Origin of the sequence: Promicromonospora sp. NPDC019610 (assembly GCF_044389365.1) — a bacterium.
Lineage (GTDB): Bacteria > Actinomycetota > Actinomycetes > Actinomycetales > Cellulomonadaceae > Promicromonospora.
Genome location: NZ_JBIRXX010000002.1, coordinates 1,357,513 through 1,376,552 on the forward strand (window position 1 = coordinate 1,357,513; position 19,040 = coordinate 1,376,552).

The following is a 19,040-nucleotide window of genomic DNA, read 5'->3' on the forward strand; positions in this document are numbered from 1 at the left end:
GAGCCGCTCGCTGCCCGCGACGGTTCGGGCAACGAGGTGGCTGGTGTCCGGACGAGGCGAGGTCTTAGAGGTTACTCGTCGGGGCGGGTCGGTTCTCGTCGAACGCATGGATTGTGTCTCGGGGATTCACCCAGGGTTCACCCCTACTCCCCCACGCAGAAGATCGTCTCGGGGTCGGACGACGCCGCCGTCCCCCACTTGTTTGGATGGCCGTCATGAGCGCACCCGACACGGCCCTCGCGGCCCCCACCCCGACCGGCACCGCCCGCCCCCGCTGGCGGTTCATCGACTCGCTGCGGGGCTTCGCCGTGCTCGGGATCCTGCTGGTCAACGCGGTGGACATCACCCGGCTCGGCATGGCCCGCGTGATGGAGGGCGGCGCCCCGGTCCAGGACCCGGTGCTCGACGCGCTCTACCTCACGGTGCAGACCCGGTTCGTGCCCATCTTCATGTTCCTGTTCGGCATCAGCCTCTGGATCGTGCTCGACGGCGCCCGGTCCCGCGCCCAGCGGCCGGTGCTCGTGCTGGTGCGCCGGCTCCTGGCGCTGTCGGTCATCGGTGGGCTGCTGATGATCGCCTACCCCGGCAACGTGCTCATCGAGTACGGGGTCGTCGGACTGCTGATGCTGCCCGTCGTGGCGTTCGCCCCGCGCTGGGTCACGCTGGCTGGCGGCGTGGCGCTCACGGTCGTGGCCTACGCGATGTTCGGCGGCGGGCTCGCCTCCGTCCCGGGAGTCATCCTGCTCGGCGCGGGGGCCGCCGCCTACGGCCTGCCGCGAGCCCTGGAGTCCTCGGGCCGGGCGGTCGCGATCGTGTTCGCGAGCGCCGCCGTGCTGACGGTGCCGGCCCTCATCTGGCAGCTCGGTACGCCCGGCGGCGACCCCCGCTTCTCGACGGCGGGTTCGGTCGCCGGCCTGGTCATGGCCGTGCTGTACACCACCGGCCTGGCGCTGCTCTGGCGCACGCCGGCACGCCGGGCGATCGCCGCCTTCTTCGAGCCGCTGGGCCGCATGGCCCTGACCAACTACGTGGGCGCCGCGATCGTGGTCGCGCTGATCGCGCTGGTCGTCGACTTCGGCCACATGACCAGCGCGGCGCCGGTGGTGGTCCTGGCCCTGGTGCTGATCGTGGTGCAGTCCGTGCTCAGCCGGCTCTGGCTCCGGTACTTCGTCTACGGCCCCGTGGAGTGGCTGTGGCGCACCGCGACCTGGCTGCGGCCCGCGAGCATGCGGCGCCGGGTCGCGGTGGCCGAAGGACAGTAGGCAAACGCCTAAAGGGTGTAGGCTTGGGGCATGACCCGCACACCCCTGACGTCCGCCTCGGTGATCGCCGAGGCGGCGGCGCTGGCCGACGAGAGCGGGCTGGAGGCAGTCACGCTCTCGGCGGTCGCCCGCCGCCTCGGCGTCCGCACGCCCAGCCTGTACTCGCACGTCCGGGACCATGCGGCGCTCCTCGACGGCGTCAGCGCCGTCGCCCTGGCAGACCTGACCGCTCGGGTCGCCGAGGCGGTCGCGGGCCGTTCCGGGCTGCCCGCGCTGGAGGGCCTGGCCGAGGCGCACCGCGCGTTCGCCCGGCAGTCGCCGGGCCGGTGGCAGGCGCTCCAGCGCCGGGCCGGGCCCACGGTGGTCGCCTCCGACGCCGCCCGGTCGATCGTCGCCCTCACCGACGCCGTCCTGCGCGGCTACGACATCCCGCCCGGCGAGCGCGTGCACGTGACCCGGCTGCTCGGCAGCACGATCAACGGATACCTCACCCTGGAGCGCATCGGCAGCTTCGACCACAGCCAACCCGATCCCGAGGTGTCGTGGCGCCGGACGATCGTCGCGCTCGACGCCCTCCTGCGGGCCTGGCCCACCGAGTGAACAAGGAACATCCCATGCTCAGCACACCCCTGACCCCGTCCCTCGTGCACGGCGCGGCCGAGGTCGAGACCACGTCCCGTGGTCTGCGCCCGCACCGGCTCCCACAGTGGGCCCGCACGCAGTTCCCCGACCCGCACCTGCTCATGATGGAGGCACAGCCCTCCGGCGTCCGCGTGGCCTTCCGGACGGCGGCGCGCACCGTCGCGCTCGAGACCCACCCGTCGCGGCTCGCCTACCGCGGCGCGGACCGGCCGCGCGGCAGCGTCGACCTGGTGGTCGACGGCGCCGTCGTGGCGAGCAGCCCGCTCGCCGACGGCGACGTGATCCTGGCCGACCTGCAGACCGGCGGCACCGAGTTCATCCCCGGCCCCTCGCACATCACGACCTTCGACGGCCTGCCCGCCGGGGACAAGCTCGTCGAGATCTGGCTGCCGCACAACGAGTCGGTCGAGCTGGTCGGCCTGCGCACCGACGAGCCGGTCACCCCGGTGGAGCCGGACCGCCGGGTGTGGCTGCACCACGGCAGCTCGATCAGCCACGGCTCGAACGCCGGCACGCCCACCCAGATCTGGCCCGCGGTCGCCGCGCGCCGCGGGGACGTCGAGCTGCGCAACCTCGGGTTCGGGGGCAACGCGCTCGTGGACCCGTTCGTCGCGCGCACGATCCGGGACGCTCCCGCGGACCTGATCAGCGTCAAGCTCGGCATCAACGTCGTCAACCTCGACGGGATGCGGCTGCGCACCTTCGTGCCGGCCGTGCACGGGTTCCTCGACACGATCCGGGACGGGCACCCGACCACGCCGCTCCTGCTCGTCTCGCCCATCTTCTGCGGCATCCACGAGGACACTCCCGGCCCGGGCGCCGTCGACCCGGCCACCCTCGGCACCGACCAGGTGCGGTTCGTCGCCACGGGCCGCCCGGAGGAGCAGCACCAGGGCAAGCTCACCCTGCGGGTCGTCCGCGACGCGCTGGCCTCGGTGGTCGAGCGCCGCGCGGACGACCCGAACCTGCACTACCTGGACGGCACCGCCCTGTACGGGGCGGACGACGCCGTCGTCCATCCCCTGCCGGACGCGCTGCACCCCGACACCGTGACGCACCGGCTGATCGGCGAGCGGTTCGCCGACCACGCGTTCGCCCAGGACGGGCCGTTCGGGCGGCCCGCCGGCGTCACGGCGCAGGCGTAGCGGCGCGGCGCGTGCGGCGCGGGACGGTGTTCATTCAGGAAAAGCCGCGGCTGTCACGAACCTGCCGTCCTCGATCCGCACGGTGAGCTCGCCGCCGTCGTCCGCCACGCGGCGGGAGAGGGTGGCGAGCCCGCGCAGCTCCGGGAGCGTGTCGTCGGTGACGCCGTCGTTGACCACGGTGAGGCTGTGCCCCGTGAGCTCGATGCGGACCAGCGTGGCCCGTGAGTGCCGCAGGATGTTCGTCGTCGTCTCCCGGAGCACCTGCGCCAGCAGGTCGGTCGCGCGGGCACCGGCCTCGGCGCGGCGGTCCACGCGCACGCGCATGCCCGCCGCCTCCAGGAGGTTGCGCGCGTTCTCCAGCTCGGCGGACAGGTTGAGCTTGCGCTGCCCGTAGGCCAGCTCCTTGGTCTGGGCGATCGTGTCGCCCACCAGCGTGTACATCTCGCGCAGCTCCTGCTCCACGCGCGCGGTGTCGCTGTGCAGCAGCTTCTGGGCCAGGGCGATCTTCAGCTTGACGACGTGCAGGGTGTGGCCCTGGATGTCGTGCAGGTCGCTCGCGAACCGCATCCGTTCGCGCACCACCGCGAGCTCGGCGTCGCGCTCGCGCGCCTCCTCCAGCTCCGCCATGACGTCGTAGAACCCCTTGTTGGGGAACATCAGGCCGATCAGCACCACGGTGACGCCGGTCGGGATGACGACGTTCGCGAGCAGGGTGTCCACCCCGGCGTCCGGCGTCCTGGCCAGGCCCAGCGCCCCGACGCCGGCGACGTACGCGGCCACCGCGACGGCCGCGGCCCCGCGGTGGCGCGGGAGCTGGGCGACGCTCATGCCGGCGATGACGGCCAGCGCGTAGTAGGCGGCCTGCGGGTCGCCGTCGATCACCAGCACCCCGTAGGGCCAGACGGCCGCGGCGACCAGGAGGCACGGCAGCGCGACCCGGTTGATCTCCCCGACCGTCCAGCGCTCGAAGGCCACCACCACCGCCACGATGCCGAGCCCGAGGACGACGACGTCCAGCGGCGTCTGCGCCTGGCGCACCAGCATGAACACGCCGACGGCGACGAGCAGCGGCAGCATCATCGACAGGTTGAGCGTGCGGAACCTTCGCCGCGAGAGCCGCGTGGCGGCGGGCGACCAGGGGGCCGCGGGGAACGGGCCGCGCCCCGGGCGAGCAGATCCGGCGTTCATGGGTGGGTCTTCTCGTCGGCGGGCAGGGAACGCCTCCCAGTATGGTCGCCGCGCGCGGGCGCAGCAGTGACGCTGCGTCATGTGTTCCGCCCCGGGATGTCATGCCGCGGACCTGACGTGAGCACACTGGCCCGGGTCGCCCGCAGCGGGTGTGCTGGAGGGCATGACCACAACCCCCGCCATCGACATCGACCGGCTGAACGTGACCTACGGCGACTTCCACGCGGTCAAGGACCTCTCGTTCCAGGTGGAGCAGGGCGAGCTGTACGCGCTGCTGGGCACCAACGGCGCCGGCAAGACCTCGACTCTGGAGGTCGTCGAGGGGCACCGCCGGGCGACGTCGGGCACGGTGCGCGTGCTCGGCAAGGACCCCGCCGACCGGCGCGCGGTCCGGCCCCGCATGGGGATCATGCTGCAGGAGAGCGGGTTCTCCCCCGACCTCACCGTGGCCGAGTCGGTCCGCCTGATCGGGAAGCTCAGCGGCCGCGCCGACTCGGCCGAGCGGGTGCTGGGCGTCGTCGACCTCACCCGCAAGGCCGACACCCGGGTCTCCCAGCTCTCCGGCGGCGAGAAGCGGCGGCTCGACTTCGCCACCGCCGTCTACGGCCGGCCCGAGCTGGTCTTCCTGGACGAGCCCACGACCGGGCTGGACATCCAGTCGCGCGACGCGCTGTGGGACGCCGTCGAGCAGCTCCGCGAGGACGGGTCCACGGTGGTGCTGACCACGCACTACCTGGAGGAGGCGCAGCAGCGCGCCGACCGCATCGGCCTGATGCACGACGGTACGTTCCGCCACCAGGGCACCGTGGCCGAGCTGACCCGCACCCTGCCGGCGGCCATCCGGTTCGCGCTGCCGGCGGGCGCTCCCGCGCCGCTGCTGCAGGCCGCGCCGCTCGCCGACGGCTCCTACCAGATCGAGACGTTCGACCTGCAGCAGGACCTCAAGCTGCTCCTCGACTGGGCGCACGCGCACTCGGTCGAGCTGGTGGGCCTGTCCGCCGCTCCGACCCGGCTCGACGACGTGTTCCGCGCCATCGAGGCCGACCCCGTCGCCGCCTGACCAGAGAAAGGGAAGACAACCACCATGCTCTCCATCGCACGCAGCGAGCTGACCCAGATCCTCCGCAACCGGGCCGTGCTGATCACGAGCCTGATCATGCCGGTGGCGGCCAGCGTGTTCTTCATCCGGTTCCGGGAGACGTTCGAGCAGATCGGCAGCCTCGGCTACATCGGCGCCGTGATCGTCTTCACCATCGCCGCGTTCAGCCTCTACGCCACCACGGTGACCACCCTGGCCGCCCGCCGCCAGGACCTCTTCCTCAAGCGCCTGCGCTCCACCGCCGCGAGCGACGCCTCCATCCTGACCGGCCTGGTGCTGCCGATCAGCGTGCTGTCCGCGGTGCAGGTGGGGCTGATCCTCGCGGTGTTCGCCGGGCTGAGCGACGGGCCTGCCGACGTGCCGCTCCTGGTCCTGGCCGTCGTGGCGACGTTCGTCATGATGCTCGCCCTGGGGCTGGCCACCGCAGGGATCACCAACTCCCCCGAGCACGCCCAGGTCACCTCGCTGCCGCTGAGCCTGGGGGTCGTGGCCGTGACGAGCTGGGTGGGGATCACCGGCACGGAGGACCTCACGCTGCTCAAGCGGCTGCTGCCCGGCGGCGCGGCCACCGAGCTGATCGTCAACGCCTGGAACGGCGGGGTGCCGCTCGCCGACTCGCTGCTGCTGCTCGCGCCCACGCTCGCCTGGGTGGTCGTGGCGGTCATGCTCGCCCTGCGGATGTTCCGCTGGGAGCCGCGGCACTGAGCCGCGCCCGGCGCACGACGGCGCCGCGCCGTCCGCTCCCTGGGGTGGGGCGGACGGCGCGGCGCTCTTTCCTGGGCCGACGGCGTCAGCTGATCTTGCGCTTGTACCCGGCGATCGCGAAGGCGTAGGCGACCACGAGGACGCCGACGAGCCACGCGAGCGCGATCCAGATGTCGTTGCCGACGGGCTGCTGGGCGAACAGGGCGCGGATGGTGTTCACGACCGAGGTCACGGGCTGGTTCTCCGCGAACCAGGCGACCGGGCCCGGCATGGTCTCGGTGGGCACGAACGCCGAGCTGATGAACGGCAGGAAGATCAGCGGGTAGCTGAACGCGCTCGCGCCGTCCACGGTCTTGGCCGAGAGCCCGGCGATCACCGCGAGCCAGGTCAGGGCCAGGGTGAACAGCACCAGGATGCCGGCCACGGCGAGCCAGTCGAGCAGCGAGGCGCCGGTGCGGAACCCCATGAGCAGCGCGACGCCGATGACGATCGCCACCGAGATCAGGTTGGAGACCACGGACGTGAGCACGTGCGCCCACAGCACGCTGGAGCGCGCGATCGGCATCGACTGGAAGCGTTCGAAGATGCCGCCCTGCATGTCGAGGAACAGCCGGTAGGCGGTGTACGCGATGCCGGAGGCGATGGTGATGAGCAGGATGCCGGGGAGCATGTAGTTGACGTACGACTCGCCGGTGCCGGTGTTGATGGCGCCGCCCAGCACGTAGACGAACAGGAGCATCAGCGCGATCGGCGTGACGGCCGTGGTGATGATCGTGTCGGGGCTGCGCAGGATGTGGCGCAGGGAGCGACCGGTGAGCACACCGGTGTCGCCCAGGACGTGGGAGGTCATCGGGTTTCCTTTCCTGCCGCGGCGGTGCCGCTGGTCGTGTCGTCGGTGGTGGTGCCGTTCTCGGGGACGCCGGTCTCGCCGACGAGGGTGAGGAACACGTCCTCGAGCGAGGGCTGCTTCTCCACGTACTCGACCTTGGCCGGCGGCAGGAGCGCCTTGAGCTCGGCCAGGGTGCCGTTCTGGATGATGGTGCCCTGGTGCAGGATCGCGATCCGGTCGGCGAGCTGCTCGGCCTCGTCGAGGTACTGCGTGGTCAGCAGCACGGTGGTGCCGTTGTTCGCGAGCTCCTTGACCGTCTGCCACACCTCGATCCGGGCCTGCGGGTCCAGCCCGGTGGTGGGCTCGTCGAGGAAGATGATCGGCGGGTTGCCGATCAGGCTCATCGCGATGTCGAGGCGGCGGCGCATGCCGCCCGAGTAGGTGCCGGCCCGGCGGCCGCCGGCGTCGGTCAGCGAGAAGCGGTCCAGCAGGCCGTCGGCGACGGCGCCCGGGTCGGGCAGGTGGCGCAGCTTCGCCACGAGCACCAGGTTCTCCCGGCCGGTGAGGATCTCGTCGACCGCGGCGAACTGCCCGGTCAGGCTGATCGACTCGCGCACGTCGCCGGCCTGGGTGGCGACGTCGAAGCCGTGCACGGTGGCGGTGCCCGCGTCGGCCTTCAGCAGCGTCGACAGGATCCGCACGAGCGTGGTCTTGCCCGCGCCGTTGGAGCCGAGCAGGGCGAAGATGCTGCCGGCCGCGACGTCGAAGTCGACGCCGCGCAGCACGTGCAGGTCCTTGAAGGACTTCTCGATGCCGTGCACCCGGATGGCGGGTGCCGTGGCCTGGTCGGTGGTCATGTCCAGTTCTCCTTCGCTGGGGTCAAGCACTGGGGGAATCTCGGGGGTCACGGGCGGCGGACGACGATGTCGCCGTAGCCGGTGCTGGCGTGGATCTCGGCGGTCGACTCGTTCTCGACCGGCCCCTCGGTGGGGGTCAGGTGGTTGCGGACGCTGCCGTGCTCGGAGACGACGTCGAGGTAGGCGGCCACGCCCGCGGGCACGCCGACCTCGATGGTGCCGTTGGAGGTGGTGAGCGTGGCGCTGCCGGACTCCAGGTTGTTGACCCGGATGCCCGCGTGGGCGGACTTCACGGTGAGGGTGCCGCGCACCTGGCTGACCATGATGTCGGCGTGCGCGCCCTGCACCTGGAGGGTGCCGGTCACGGAGCCGACGGTCGTGGTGCCGTTGCTCGCGCGGATCGTGGCATCGCCCGCGACCTCGTCGACGCGCACCGAGCCGGCGCTCACCTTGATGTCGGCGGTCCCGGCGACGCGGCGGGCGCTCACCGACCCGGCGGACACCTTGAGGGTGACGCGGTCGACGTCGTCCAGGGTGGCGTTGCCGGACGCGAGCGTCATGTCGACGGCGGCGAGGGCGCCCTCGGCGTAGAGCGAGCCGGTCTTGCCGCGCAGCTCGGAGCCCGTGGGCAGCTCGACGGTGATGTCGGCGGTGCCGGCCGCGAACGGCAGCACGTACTGCTTCCACGAGTTCGGGTAGGTGATGGTCACGGCGTCGCCGTCGCGCTCGACGCGGACCTCCTCGGCGGCGCGCACGCTGCCGGACTTCTTGTCGGTGGGCAGCACGGTGACGACGACGTCGTCCCGTTCGGCCGCGACGACGTGCAGGTTGGCGAACGGCACGTCCACGACGACGGGGACCGGGCGGGGGGCGGGGAAAGTAGGCATGGCAAGGCTCCAAGGGGGTGGGAAAGGTGGTGGTGATGTCTGTGGTGTCGGTGTGGTGTCACACGGTCGGGCGGGTGGTGCCGCGGCGCGTGGTCGCGCGTGCGGTCAGCGCACCCACCCGGTGACCCGGCTGTTGGCGCGTTGCTCGGGGCCGGCCGCCTCCGCCGCCCGGCCGGGCGGCCGTTCGACGGCGGCGGCGACCGCCCGCACGAGCCAGGTGTTCACGGAGACGCCGTCGCGGGCGGCGGCGAGCTCCGCCTGTGCCTTGAGGTGGTCGGGCAGGCGCAGGGTGGTGCGGGTGGTGGCGCCCGCCTCGCCCTCGACCTGGGCCGACGCCGGGGCAGCGGGGGCTGCGGGGGCGACGGGTGCCGGTGCGGCCGGGCCGGCCGGGGCCGACGGCGAGGTGACGACGAACTCCGGGGAGCCGCCGCGCAGCCGCACGTCGACCGAGCCCGGGGCGAGCTCGGCGGAGATCTCCCCGGCGGCGTCGGAGAGGGCGCTGAGCAGGACGAGCCGCGCGGCAGCGTCCAGCGGTGCGGTCAGGCGGGCAGCGAGCTCGCGGGCGTCGTCACCGCCGGCGGCGGCTGCCGTGGCGAGCTGACGCTGGAGCTCGTCGGCGTATCGGTTCAGGTCCATGGCACCATCATGACACCGTCGTGGTGTCATGACAACCCCTTTGACGTCACGGATGACACCACGGTGTCGCCCGGCGGGTTCGATGGTGCGCTTCTGCCCCGTCATTCGGCCCGGAATCCCGCCTGTTTCGGGCCCAATGACGGGGTAGAAGCGCACCATCGGCGCATCGCGGCAGGGGCGGGGTCAGCGGGCCAGGCGGTCCACGACGGCGCCGTACAGCCACGGCGCGCGCGTCGCGGTGGGCACGATGGCAGCGCGGGCGGGGCTCTCGGCCCAGGCGAGCAGCCCCGAGGTGAGCACGCGGTAGTCGCGCGTGACGGTCCGCCAGGCGCGCTCGTACGCGGCGGCGTCCTCCAGGTGCCGGACGGCGGCGTCGGCCTGCGCGAGGCCCACCCGGACCCCCTCGCCCGTCAGGGCGTCGACGTACCCCGACGCGTCGCCGACGAGCCGTACCCGCCCGACGGCGCGTCGGCGCGACCGGCGGCGCAGCGGGCCCGCGCCGAGCACCGTCCCGGTCGGCTCGGCGCCGGCGAGGCGGGCGGCGAGCTCCGGGAACTGCGAGCGCAGCAGCGTGTCGAACCCCGCGCCGGTCACCGTGCGGGGCGCGAGCAGCGCGACACCCACCACGCCGGCGGCGACCGGCGTCACGTACGCCTCGGCGTGCGGCGACCAGTGCACCTCGACGAGGTCGGTCCACGGCGGCACCGCGAAGTGGCGGCGCAGGCCGTAGCGGTGGTGGGCCGGTCGGCCGGTTCCCCGCCCGGTCCCGTGCGCGGCCCCCTGCCCGCCCCGACCCGCGGACCGGTCGGGGCGGACGTCGAGCCCGGCCAGGCGGCGCACCGCCGAGTGCAGGCCGTCGCACCCGAGCAGCCAGCGGGCACGCAGCGTGACCGGCTCGCCCGGTACGCCCACGTCGTCGTCCAGCCCGTCCCTGCCCACGCCGTCGGACGTCGCGTCCCTGCCCACGCCCCCGCGGCCGCGCGTCACCTGGATCTCGACGCCCGCGCCGTCCTGCCGCAGGGCGGTGACCCGCCCGGAGGTGCGGCGGGCGCCGACGTCGGCCGCGCGGGCCCGCAGGGCGTCGTGCAGGGCGGTGCGCCGCACGCCCCGCCCGGGTCCGGCGGTGAACTCGTGGTCGGCGTGCCGGCCGGGCGCCCGGTAGCTGATCCCGGTCAGCACGTGGCCCGGCGGGTCGGCGCCCAGCGCCTGCACGGCCCGCAGCGCACCGGGCAGCAGGCCCTCGCCGCAGGCCTTGTCGAGGGTGCCGGCCCGGTGGTCCACGAGCAGCACGTCGAGCCCGGCGGCGCGCGCGTGCACCGCGGCGGCCAGGCCGACGGGCCCGGCGCCCACCACCAGGACGTCCGCGTCGGCGGCGGCCCGGCCCACGGTGCTCACCCCGCCCCGGGCACGGCCTGCCGGAGCGCACGGTCCTCGGCCGGGATGCGGAACCGGGCCAGCAGCACGGCGTTCAGCACGGTGAACGTGAGGGCCGTGACCCAGCAGGTGTGCACCAGCGGCAGCGCGATCCCCTCGACCACAACCGCCACGTAGTTGGGGTGGCGCAGCCACCGGTACGGCCCGCCGGTCACGAGCGGCAGGTTCGGCACCACGATGATGCGGGTGTTCCAGCGGTGGCCCAGCGTGGTGACGCACCACCAGCGCAGCGCCTGGCTCGCGAGCACCAGCACGAGCATGGGCCAGCCCAGCCACGGCAGGAACGGGCGGTCGGCCAGCACGGCCTCCACCACGCACGCCACCAGCAGCCCGGTGTGCAGCGCCACCATCGCCGGGAAGTGCCCCCGGCCCGACTCGACACCGCCGCGCTCGAACGACCACCGCGCGTTGCGGGCCGAGACGACGAGCTCGGCGAGGCGCTCCACACCCGTCGCCGCCACGAGCGCCACGTAGAACCCGAGCATCTCAGCGTCCCTCCAGCCGCAGCAGCACCAGCTCGCACGACACCCCGGGCCCGAACGCCATGAGCACGGCGGGCGTCCCGGGCGGCGCCTCGGCGGCCTCCAGGGTCCGGGCCAGGACGTCCAGCACGGAGACCGAGGAGAGGTTGCCCGCGCTCGCCAGGCTCGCGCGGCTCTCCCGGACGGCGTCCTCGGACAGGCCGAGCGCGTCCCGCACCGCGTCGATCACGCGAGGCCCGCCCGCGTGCACCACCCAGGCCGGCACCTGGGCGGGCGTGAGGCCGTGGTCGGCCAGCAGCCCCTTCACGTCGGCGAGCAGGTGCGCGCCCAGCAGGTCGGGCAGGTCGGCCGAGAGGACGATCGCGAACCCGGTGTCCCGCACCTCCCAGCCCAGGGCGTCCGTGGTGCCCGGGTAGAGCTGCGAGCGGGTGTCCAGCACGCGGGCCGTCCGGCGTCCGCCCTCCGCGCGCGCCAGCGGGTGCTCCGCGCCCACGACGACGGCCGCCGCCGCGCCGTCACCGAACAGCCCGGACGCCACCAGGTTGGCCGCCGAGTCGTCGCGGTGCTGCAGCGTCAGGGAGCACAGCTCGACGGCGACCAGGAGCGACACGTCACGCGGCCGGCCCAGCAGGTGGTCGTGCACCCGCGCCAGCCCGCCCGCGCCGCCCGCGCAGCCCAGACCGAACGACGGCGTGCGCCGCACGTCCCCCCGCAGCCCGAGCCGCTCCGAGAGCAGCACGTCCAGCGACGGCGCCGCCACCCCCGTCACCGACGTCGCGAACACGTGGTCGACCTCCCCCGGCTCGACCCCCGCCGCGGCCAGCGCCCGGCGACAGGCCTCCTCCGCCAGCAGCGTGCCCTCCCGGACGAACACCGCGTTGGTCGCGCCCATCGACCCCAGGCCCGCGTACTCCTCCAGCGGCAGCACCAGGTGCCGGCTGCGCACCCCGGCGCCCGCGTGCAGCCGGCGCAGCAGCGCGGCCCGCGACGGGTCCGGCGTCACCAGAGGCGCCACGGCCTCGGTGATCGCCTCCTGGGCGTAGACGTGCCGAGGCAGGACCGCCTCGACCGCAACGACGCGCGACACCTAAGCATCCTGACCCAGGAGCAGCCCAGCCGCGCGGGGAGCGCCCACCAGGACTACCGTGCCGCCCATGACCACCGGCACCGGCGCCCGCCGCCTCGGCCGCGGCCTCATGCTCGCGAGCCACCCCGCGCCCGCCGCCGTGGTCACCGCCCTGGCCGCCGGGCTCGCCGCCGCCCTCGGGTCCCCCGCGGGCGTCGTCACGCTGGTCGCCGTGGCCGTCGGCACCGGCCAGCTCTCCGTCGGGTGGTCCAACGACTGGATCGACGCGGCCCGCGACCTGGCCGTGCACCGCGCCGACAAACCCGTCGTGCAGGGGCTCGTCAGCGCCGGCACCCTGCGCACCGCCGCGCTCACTGCGCTCGCCGTCTGCGTCGTCACGTCGCTGGCGGCGGGTCTCGTGGCCGGGGCCGCGCACCTGGTGGCCGTGGCCGGGGCGTGGGCCTACAACGCCCGGCTCAAGTCCACCGCCTGGTCCTGGCTGCCCTACGCGCTCTCGTTCGGGCTGCTGGCGGTGTTCGTCGTGCTCGCGGCGCCCGGCCCGGGCGCCCCTGCCGCCTGGGCGGTGCTGGCCGCCGCGCTGCTCGGCGTGGGCGCGCACGTCGCCAACACCCTGCCCGACCTGGAGGACGACGCCGCCACCGGCGTCCGGGGCCTGCCCCACCGGCTCGGCCGCCGGGCGTCCGGCGTGCTCGCGCCCGCGCTCCTGACCGCGGCGGTCGCCGTCGTGGTCGTCGGGCCGGCCGGGCCCCCGACGCCCGCCGCGTGGGCCGGCGGCGCGCTCGCCGTCCTCCTGGCGGCGGGTGCCGGGGTCGTGGCCGTGACCCGGCCCCGTAGCCGCGCACCGTTCGCGCTGAGCCTGTGCGTCGCCGTCGTCTGCGTGGTGCTGCTGGCGCTGGCCGCCCCCGACATCGCCGTGAGCCCCGGCGCATAGTGTGAGAGTCTGACGATCCGGCCTGGCAACGGAGGTAGGTCCGATGAGAATCTCGACGTCCCCCCATGACCTCGCCCGCCGGGCCGCCGTCGTGCTCGGCTCCGGCCTCGAGGCCAGCATCATCGTCCAGGAGCACGGGGTGTCGGTCGCCGCGGGCAGCAGCACCGCGGCCGCCGGCCGGTGCGACCAGGCAGAGGCCCGGGCCGAGACCGGACCCTGCATCGACTCCATCCACCTCGGTACGGTCCAGGTCGTGCCGGTCGTCGCCGAGTCGGCGGGCTGGGACGCCTGGCGGGCCCAGACCCTGCGCGAGGGCTTCGTCTCCGCGCTCGCCGTCCCGGCCTTCGTCAACGACGACGTCGCCGTCGCGCTGAACCTCTACTCGCGCGCGCCGGACCCCTGGGACAAGGAGCTCCTGACCGCGGCGGACGGGTACGCCCAGCTCGCCGCGTCGTTGATCGCCCTGCACCTGGAGCTCGCCGAGCTGGAGGACGCCACCGCGGGTCTCTACCGCCAGCTCTCCGACACCGCCGCGATCGAGCGCGCCGTCGGGGCCGTCATGCACTCCAACGACACCAGCGAGAGCGAGGCGAGACGGATCATCGAGTCCGCCTCCAGGAACCGCAACGTCACGCAGCGGGACGTGGCCGAGACCATCCTGCGCGCCCTGGTCGTCACCGACGCGCCGCCGGCCGAGGAACAGCCCGAGGAGCAGCCCGGCGCCTGAGCGGTGCCCAGGCGCCGAGGGCTCCCGGACCGGTCAGACCTCGTTCAGCCGGGGCACGACCTTCTCGACCAGGCCGGTCGCCCACGGGACCGGGTTCTGGTACGGCGTCGGCATCAGGCTCACGAGCGACACGCCCAGGGCCGCGTACCGCTCCATGTCCGCCAGGAAAGTGTCGGCGTCACCGGTCGGGTCGCCCTGGTAGAGCATCGTCTTCTCGATCGCGTCGTAGTCGGTGCCGAGGCGGTCGCAGTGCCCGCGCAGCACGTCCAGCTTGTGCGCGACCGTCGCCAGCGCCTCGTCACCCGCACCGCCGAACAGGTTGCACGCCTGCCCGTACTGGGCCACCAGCCGCAGCGTCTTCTGCTCACCGCCGCCGCCGATCATCACCGGCACGGTGCCGCGCGGCGGCTGCGGCAGGTTGATCGTCTCGGCGAGCTGGTAGTGCTTGCCCTCGTAGGCGCCGTCGTTCTCCGACCACATCTGCCGGCAGATCTGGAGCGTCTCCTCCAGCCGCTCGAACCGCTCCGCCGTCGACGGGAACGGCACGCCCAGGCCGGCGTGCTCCCGGTCGTACCAGGCCGCCCCGATGCCCAGCATCGCGCGGCCGCGCGAGAGCACGTCCAGCGTGGAGACGGTCTTGGCGAGGAGGCCCGGACGCCGGTAGGTGACGCCCGTGACCAGCAGGCTCAGCCGGACGTTCTTCGTGACGCCGGCCAGGTAGCCGAGCGTGGTGTAGCCCTCCAGCATGGGCTCGTACGGCCCGCCGGCGCTGAGCATCTGGAACCAGTGGTCCATCACCGTGAAGAGGTTCACGCCGCCCTCGTCGGCGATCTGCGCGGTCTCGGTGAGGCGGTCGGCCAGGGTGGTCTCCCACTCCGGGTGGGTGAACGTGTAGTAGTGCAGCCCAAGATCCATGTCACCGACCCTAGCACTCGGCTGTCATGGTCTGACGTGGTTGTCGTGATCTGCCACCGGGCGATGCCGCAGGAGGCGGACCGGGTGAGGTTCGGGCCTGTGGTGGTGCGCCGTCCGGACCCGGCGTTGACTGGACGCTGCGGGGGCTACACGACGGCACGAGCCGAGGAGCAGTCCCATGACCGACACCGACCGCGTCCCGCCCGAGATCCTCACCGCCGTCGGCGCCAAGCACCGCGCGCTGTGGGCGCTCGGCGACTACCCGGCGGTCGCCACCGAGGTGATCCCCGCGCTGGGACCCGTGCTGGTCGAGGCCGCCGGGGTCCGGCCCGGCGACCGGGTGCTCGACGTGGGCGCCGGGTCCGGCAACGCCGCCATCCCCGCCGCGCTCGCGGGCGGGCAGGTCGTGGCGGCCGACCTCACGCCCGAGCTGTTCGACGCCGGCCGGGCCCTCGCCGCGGCCCGGGGCGCCCAGCTCACCTGGGCCGAGGCCGACGCCCACGCGCTCCCGTACGACGACGGCGCGTTCGACACCGTGCTGTCGTGCGTCGGCGTCATGTTCGCCCCGTTCCACCAGACCGCCGCGGACGAGCTGGTCCGCGTGACACGTCCCGGCGGCACGATCGGGCTCGTCGCGTGGACACCGGCCGGGTTCATCGGCCAGATGTTCGCCGCGATGAAGCCCTACGCCCCCGCCCCGCCGCCGGGGGCGCAGCCGCCCCCGCTGTGGGGCGACGAGGAGCACGTGCGCACGCTGTTGGGCGACCGCGTCACGGACGTGCGCGCCGAGGTGCGGTCGCTGCCCGTCACCCGGTTCGCCACGGGCACCGAGTTCCGCGAGTTCTTCAAGGCCGCGTACGGCCCCACCATCGCGGTGTACCGCAACGTGGCCGGCGACGCCGCGCGCACCGCCGAGCTCGACGGCACCCTCCTGGACCTGGCCGCCCGGTTCCAGGGCCTCGACGGCACGATGGGCTGGGAGTACCTGCTGCTCACCGCACGGCGGACGTGACCCCCGCCGTCACGCCCGCGAGCGCGCCAGGAGCCAGACGAAGTACGGCGCGCCGAGCAGCGCGACCGCCAGCCCCGCGGGGAGCTGGGCCGGGGCGATGACGGTGCGGCCCAGGGTGTCGGCCAGGCCGAGCAGCACGGCGCCCAGCAGCATCGCGACGGGCAGCACTCGCGCGTGCCGGCCGCCCACCAGGGCGCGCGCGGCGTGGGGCGCGACCAGGCCCACGAAGCCCACCACGCCGACGGCGGTCACGCTCGTGGCCGCCAGCACGGCGGCCACGGCGAGCACGACCAGCCGGCTGCGCTCCAGGCGGACGCCGACCAGGCGCGGCGTGTCGTCGTCGAGCGCGAGGAGGTCCAGCTCGCGGCGCACGAGCACGGCGAGCGGCACCGCGAGCGCCAGCGTGACGACGACGGGCAGCACCTGTTCGAGACTGCGCCCGTAGGTCGTGCCGGACAGCCAGGTGTAGATGCGCGGCGTGTTCCAGGGGTCGGAGCGCAGCAGCAGGAAGGTGGTCAGGGCGGTGGTGAGGTAGCCGAGGCCGATGCCGATGAGCACGAGACGGTCGGCGTGCAGGCCGCCGCGCCAGGCGAGCAGGTAGACGGCGGCGAAGGCGAGCAGTCCGCCCGCGACGGCGGCGACGAGCATCGCGCCGTTGCCGGCGGCGATGCCGTTGCCCCAGGCGGTCCCGGCCACGGCGGTGACCACGACGACGGCGCCGAGGCCCGCTCCCCCGGTGATCCCGAGGATGCCGGGTTCGGCGAGCGGGTTGCGGGCGGTGGCCTGCACCATCGTGCCGGACAGCGCGAGGGCGGCCCCGGCGACGACGGCGGCCAGCACGCGGGGTGCGCGCTCGTCGAGCGCGAACCGGACCACGGCGGGGCCCTGGTCGTCCAGCCAGAGGGCGATGTCGCCGGTGCGCAGCCAGGTGGACCCGGCGAGCAGGCCGAGCAGCGCGACGCCGGCCGCGAGGGCGACGCACACGACCAGCACGATGACGAAGCGGCGGGTGCTGCGCGGCCCCGTGCCGGCGGCCGGCGGCCGGCGGGACGGCCCGGCGTCGCGCAGGCGCCGGGCGAGCACCACCATGATGAGGGCGCCGGCGATCGTGGTCGCGACGCCCGTGGGGACGGCGAGCGCCTCCTCGGCGCCGAGGAGGGCGCGGACGACGGCGTCGGCGAGCACGACGACGAAGGCGCCGAGCAGGCCGGCGGCGGGCAGCAGGATCGCGTGCCGGTGCAGGGCGGGGACCACGCGGGCCAGGAGCCGGGCGACGACGGGCGCGGCGAGGCCGACGAACCCGAGGGGGCCCGCGAGGGTCACGGCCGCGGCGGTGAGCAGCACCGCCAGTAGGACGCCGATCGCGCGGGTCGAGCGGACGGGCACGCCGAGCGCCCCGGCGGTGTCGTCGCCGAGGCCGAGCACGTCGAGGCGCCGGGAGACGAGAAGGCCGCCGAGGGTGGCGAGCAGGACGACGGGCAGCGCCCGCCAGAACGCCGTGAGATTGAGCTGGCTCAGGGAGCCGCTGCCCCAGGCGAACAGGCCGGTGGTCTCCGTCTGGAAGAGGATGAGCAGCGCGGAGGCAGCGGCCTGGAGCGCGAGGGCGACGGCGGAGCCGGCGAGCACCAGGCGCGTGGACGACGACCCGGCGCCACCGGCCAGCCCCAGCACGAGCCCGGCGGCGGCCAGCCCGCCGGCGAAGGCGACGGCGCCCGAGGCCCACAGCGGCACGGCGAGCCCGAACGCGGCCACGGCGACGACCGCGAGGTAGGAGCCGGCCGTCACGGCGAGCGTGTCCGGCGAGGCGAGCGCGTTGCGGGCGATCGACTGGAAGAGCGCCCCGGCGACACCGAGCGCGAACCCGACGGCCACGCCCGCCGCGAGGCGCGGCAGGCGTGACCCGACGAGGATGTCGCGGACCGCCGACGCGTCGTCGGCGTCCTGCCCGGTGAGCAGGCGCAGCAGGTCCCCCGTGCCCACGCCGGACGTGCCCTGCGTCAGGTGCCAGGCACCGACGGCGAGCACGGCCAGCGCGAGCACCACCAGGGCGGCGCCGCCCGTGGCCCAGGTGACGGGGCGGGAGGCGGGGGCCTGGGGCAGGGTGTCCGTCGCGGACGGCGACTGCGTGGCGGTCATGGCGTCAGTTCGTGAAGACGTCGACGTACGCGTCGACGATCTTCTCCGCGGAGCGGGGGCCGCCGAACGTCCAGGTGTGCTCCGGGAACGGGTGCGCGCGGTCCTCGGTGACGGCGGGCAGGTTCGCCCAGACGTCGTTCTTGGCCAGCTCGGCGGTCCAGTCGTCCCCGCCCTCCTGGGTGCCGGTCCAGAGCAGGGTCGCGTCACCGACGTCGGTCATGCCCTCGATGTCGGACTGGCCGAGGCCGTAGGCGGGGTCGACCTCGCCCGTCCAGGCGTTCGTGAGGCCGAGCTCCTCGCCCAGCTCGCCGACCAGCGAGCCCTGGCCGAACGGGCGGATCGAGACGTTGCCGCCGTCGACCCAGCCGTCGAAGTACACGAAGTCGGTGCTCTCCGGGGCGGCCTCGGCGACCTGCGCCGTGGCGTCGGCCAGGTGCTGCTCGAACTCGTCGGTCACGACGGCGGCACGCTCGGTGCGGCCCGTGGCCTGCGCGATGATGTCGAAGGTGTCGAGCATCGTCGCGACCGGGTCGGCGGCGTCGGCGCCCTTGGTGGCGAGCACCGGCACGTCGTAGGCCTCCAGCTTGGCGATGATCTCGTCGTCGGGCGTGTAGGCCTCGATGATGACCAGGTCGGGGTCGGCGGCGTACAGCGCGTCGAGGTTGGGCTCGCCGCGCGTGCCGACGTCGGTCACGCCCTCGGGCAGCTCCTCCGCGTCGTTCCAGGTGGTGTAGCCCTTGACGTCGGCCACGGCGACCGGGTTCACGCACAGGCTGAGCACGTCCTCGACCTGCTGCCACTCCAGCACGGCGACCCGCTCGGCCGGCTTGTCGAGCTCGACCGTGCGGTCGAACGAGTCGGTCACCGTGACGGGCTCGGTCGACGTCGTGACGTCGGCGCAGTCGCCCGAGGCGGCCTCGGTGGGCGCGGCCTCGGCGGCGCCGGGGTCGGTGGTGCCGCAGGCGGACAGCGCGAGCGGCAGGATCAGGGCGGCGCCCGCCAGGGTCGCCTTCGTGCGCAGGGACAGGGTGCGCGGGGACATGGGTCTCCTCAGGTTCGTGACACG

At 74.3% G+C, this 19,040-nt stretch carries 19 protein-coding genes; 8 read left to right on the top strand and 11 right to left on the bottom strand.

What is annotated here, in order from left to right; genetic code table 11:
- Positions 1 to 215 precede the first annotated feature (215 nt).
- From ACH45N_RS17710 to ACH45N_RS17720, 3 genes are read left to right on the top strand one after another with little or no spacing between them, the layout of a single operon-like run.
- Complete coding sequence (locus tag ACH45N_RS17710) at positions 216 to 1,262, top strand: DUF418 domain-containing protein (protein ID WP_397396189.1); 1,047 nt, start codon at positions 216 to 218, stop codon at positions 1,260 to 1,262.
- Between the two features lie 30 nt (positions 1,263 to 1,292).
- The gene (locus ACH45N_RS17715) at positions 1,293 to 1,862 is read left to right on the top strand and encodes a TetR/AcrR family transcriptional regulator (protein WP_397396191.1); all 570 of its coding nucleotides are present in this window, start codon (positions 1,293 to 1,295) and stop codon (positions 1,860 to 1,862) included.
- Between the two features lie 14 nt (positions 1,863 to 1,876).
- Entirely contained in the window at positions 1,877 to 3,049 is a 1,173-nt protein-coding gene (locus ACH45N_RS17720) for a GDSL-type esterase/lipase family protein (protein ID WP_397396193.1), read from the top strand.
- A gap of 30 nt (positions 3,050 to 3,079) precedes the next feature.
- Here ACH45N_RS17720 and ACH45N_RS17725 read toward each other — a convergent pair whose 3' ends face one another.
- Positions 3,080 to 4,237 (bottom strand): sensor histidine kinase, encoded by a 1,158-nt coding sequence (locus ACH45N_RS17725; RefSeq protein WP_397396195.1) that lies wholly within the window; start codon positions 4,235 to 4,237, stop codon positions 3,080 to 3,082.
- 163 nt (positions 4,238 to 4,400) lie between these two features.
- On the opposite strand from ACH45N_RS17725, the gene ACH45N_RS17730 reads away from it, so the two are divergent.
- Positions 4,401 to 5,297: an ABC transporter ATP-binding protein gene (locus tag ACH45N_RS17730; RefSeq protein ID WP_397396197.1), complete on the top strand. Its 897-nt coding sequence runs from the start codon at positions 4,401 to 4,403 to the stop codon at positions 5,295 to 5,297.
- A 24-nt stretch (positions 5,298 to 5,321) separates the two neighbouring features.
- Positions 5,322 to 6,041 (top strand): ABC transporter permease, encoded by a 720-nt coding sequence (locus ACH45N_RS17735; protein WP_397396199.1) that lies wholly within the window; start codon positions 5,322 to 5,324, stop codon positions 6,039 to 6,041.
- Between the two features lie 85 nt (positions 6,042 to 6,126).
- On the opposite strand, the gene ACH45N_RS17740 is transcribed toward ACH45N_RS17735, so the two are convergent.
- The 7 genes from ACH45N_RS17740 to ACH45N_RS17770 all read right to left on the bottom strand — a co-directional run bounded on the left by ACH45N_RS17740 (position 6,127) and on the right by ACH45N_RS17770 (position 12,253).
- Complete coding sequence (locus ACH45N_RS17740; RefSeq protein WP_397396201.1) at positions 6,127 to 6,891, bottom strand: ABC transporter permease; 765 nt, start codon at positions 6,889 to 6,891, stop codon at positions 6,127 to 6,129.
- A complete protein-coding gene (locus ACH45N_RS17745; RefSeq protein WP_397396203.1) occupies positions 6,888 to 7,727 on the bottom strand; it encodes an ABC transporter ATP-binding protein in 840 nt (279 codons plus the stop codon). The genes ACH45N_RS17740 and ACH45N_RS17745 overlap by 4 nt, the downstream gene beginning before the upstream one ends.
- Before the next feature lie 47 nt (positions 7,728 to 7,774).
- The gene (locus ACH45N_RS17750) at positions 7,775 to 8,614 is read right to left on the bottom strand and encodes a DUF4097 family beta strand repeat-containing protein (protein ID WP_397396205.1); all 840 of its coding nucleotides are present in this window, start codon (positions 8,612 to 8,614) and stop codon (positions 7,775 to 7,777) included.
- A 105-nt stretch (positions 8,615 to 8,719) separates the two neighbouring features.
- Positions 8,720 to 9,250 (bottom strand): toxin-antitoxin system HicB family antitoxin, encoded by a 531-nt coding sequence (locus tag ACH45N_RS17755; protein ID WP_397396207.1) that lies wholly within the window; start codon positions 9,248 to 9,250, stop codon positions 8,720 to 8,722.
- Between the two features lie 183 nt (positions 9,251 to 9,433).
- Positions 9,434 to 10,645, bottom strand: coding sequence for an NAD(P)/FAD-dependent oxidoreductase (locus ACH45N_RS17760; protein ID WP_397396209.1), 1,212 nt, complete (start codon positions 10,643 to 10,645; stop codon positions 9,434 to 9,436).
- Positions 10,642 to 11,169 carry an isoprenylcysteine carboxyl methyltransferase family protein gene (locus ACH45N_RS17765; RefSeq protein WP_397396211.1) on the bottom strand — a complete coding sequence of 176 codons (528 nt, stop codon included), beginning with the start codon at positions 11,167 to 11,169 and terminating at the stop codon, positions 10,642 to 10,644. Before ACH45N_RS17765 ends, ACH45N_RS17760 begins: the two co-directional genes overlap by 4 nt.
- 1 nt (position 11,170) lies before the next feature.
- On the bottom strand, positions 11,171 to 12,253 hold the full coding sequence (locus ACH45N_RS17770; protein ID WP_397396213.1) for a type III polyketide synthase: 1,083 nt from the start codon (positions 12,251 to 12,253) through the stop codon (positions 11,171 to 11,173).
- A 67-nt stretch (positions 12,254 to 12,320) separates the two neighbouring features.
- Between ACH45N_RS17770 and ACH45N_RS17775 the strand changes: the two genes are divergently transcribed.
- The gene (locus ACH45N_RS17775) at positions 12,321 to 13,184 is read left to right on the top strand and encodes a UbiA family prenyltransferase (RefSeq protein ID WP_397396215.1); all 864 of its coding nucleotides are present in this window, start codon (positions 12,321 to 12,323) and stop codon (positions 13,182 to 13,184) included.
- A gap of 43 nt (positions 13,185 to 13,227) precedes the next feature.
- Complete coding sequence (locus tag ACH45N_RS17780) at positions 13,228 to 13,911, top strand: ANTAR domain-containing protein (RefSeq protein WP_397396217.1); 684 nt, start codon at positions 13,228 to 13,230, stop codon at positions 13,909 to 13,911.
- Positions 13,912 to 13,944: 33 nt separating this feature from the next.
- Here the strand turns inward: ACH45N_RS17780 and ACH45N_RS17785 are convergent, their stop codons facing one another.
- A complete protein-coding gene (locus ACH45N_RS17785) occupies positions 13,945 to 14,826 on the bottom strand; it encodes an LLM class F420-dependent oxidoreductase (RefSeq protein ID WP_397396219.1) in 882 nt (293 codons plus the stop codon).
- Between the two features lie 178 nt (positions 14,827 to 15,004).
- Between ACH45N_RS17785 and ACH45N_RS17790 the strand changes: the two genes are divergently transcribed.
- Positions 15,005 to 15,838 (top strand): class I SAM-dependent methyltransferase, encoded by an 834-nt coding sequence (locus ACH45N_RS17790; protein ID WP_397396221.1) that lies wholly within the window; start codon positions 15,005 to 15,007, stop codon positions 15,836 to 15,838.
- 9 nt (positions 15,839 to 15,847) lie between these two features.
- Here ACH45N_RS17790 and ACH45N_RS17795 read toward each other — a convergent pair whose 3' ends face one another.
- Both ACH45N_RS17795 and ACH45N_RS17800 read right to left on the bottom strand, forming a co-directional pair.
- Positions 15,848 to 17,974, bottom strand: coding sequence for an iron ABC transporter permease (locus ACH45N_RS17795; RefSeq protein WP_397396223.1), 2,127 nt, complete (start codon positions 17,972 to 17,974; stop codon positions 15,848 to 15,850).
- 4 nt (positions 17,975 to 17,978) lie between these two features.
- Positions 17,979 to 19,016 (bottom strand): ABC transporter substrate-binding protein, encoded by a 1,038-nt coding sequence (locus ACH45N_RS17800; protein WP_397396225.1) that lies wholly within the window; start codon positions 19,014 to 19,016, stop codon positions 17,979 to 17,981.
- Between the last annotated feature and the right edge of the window lie 24 nt (positions 19,017 to 19,040).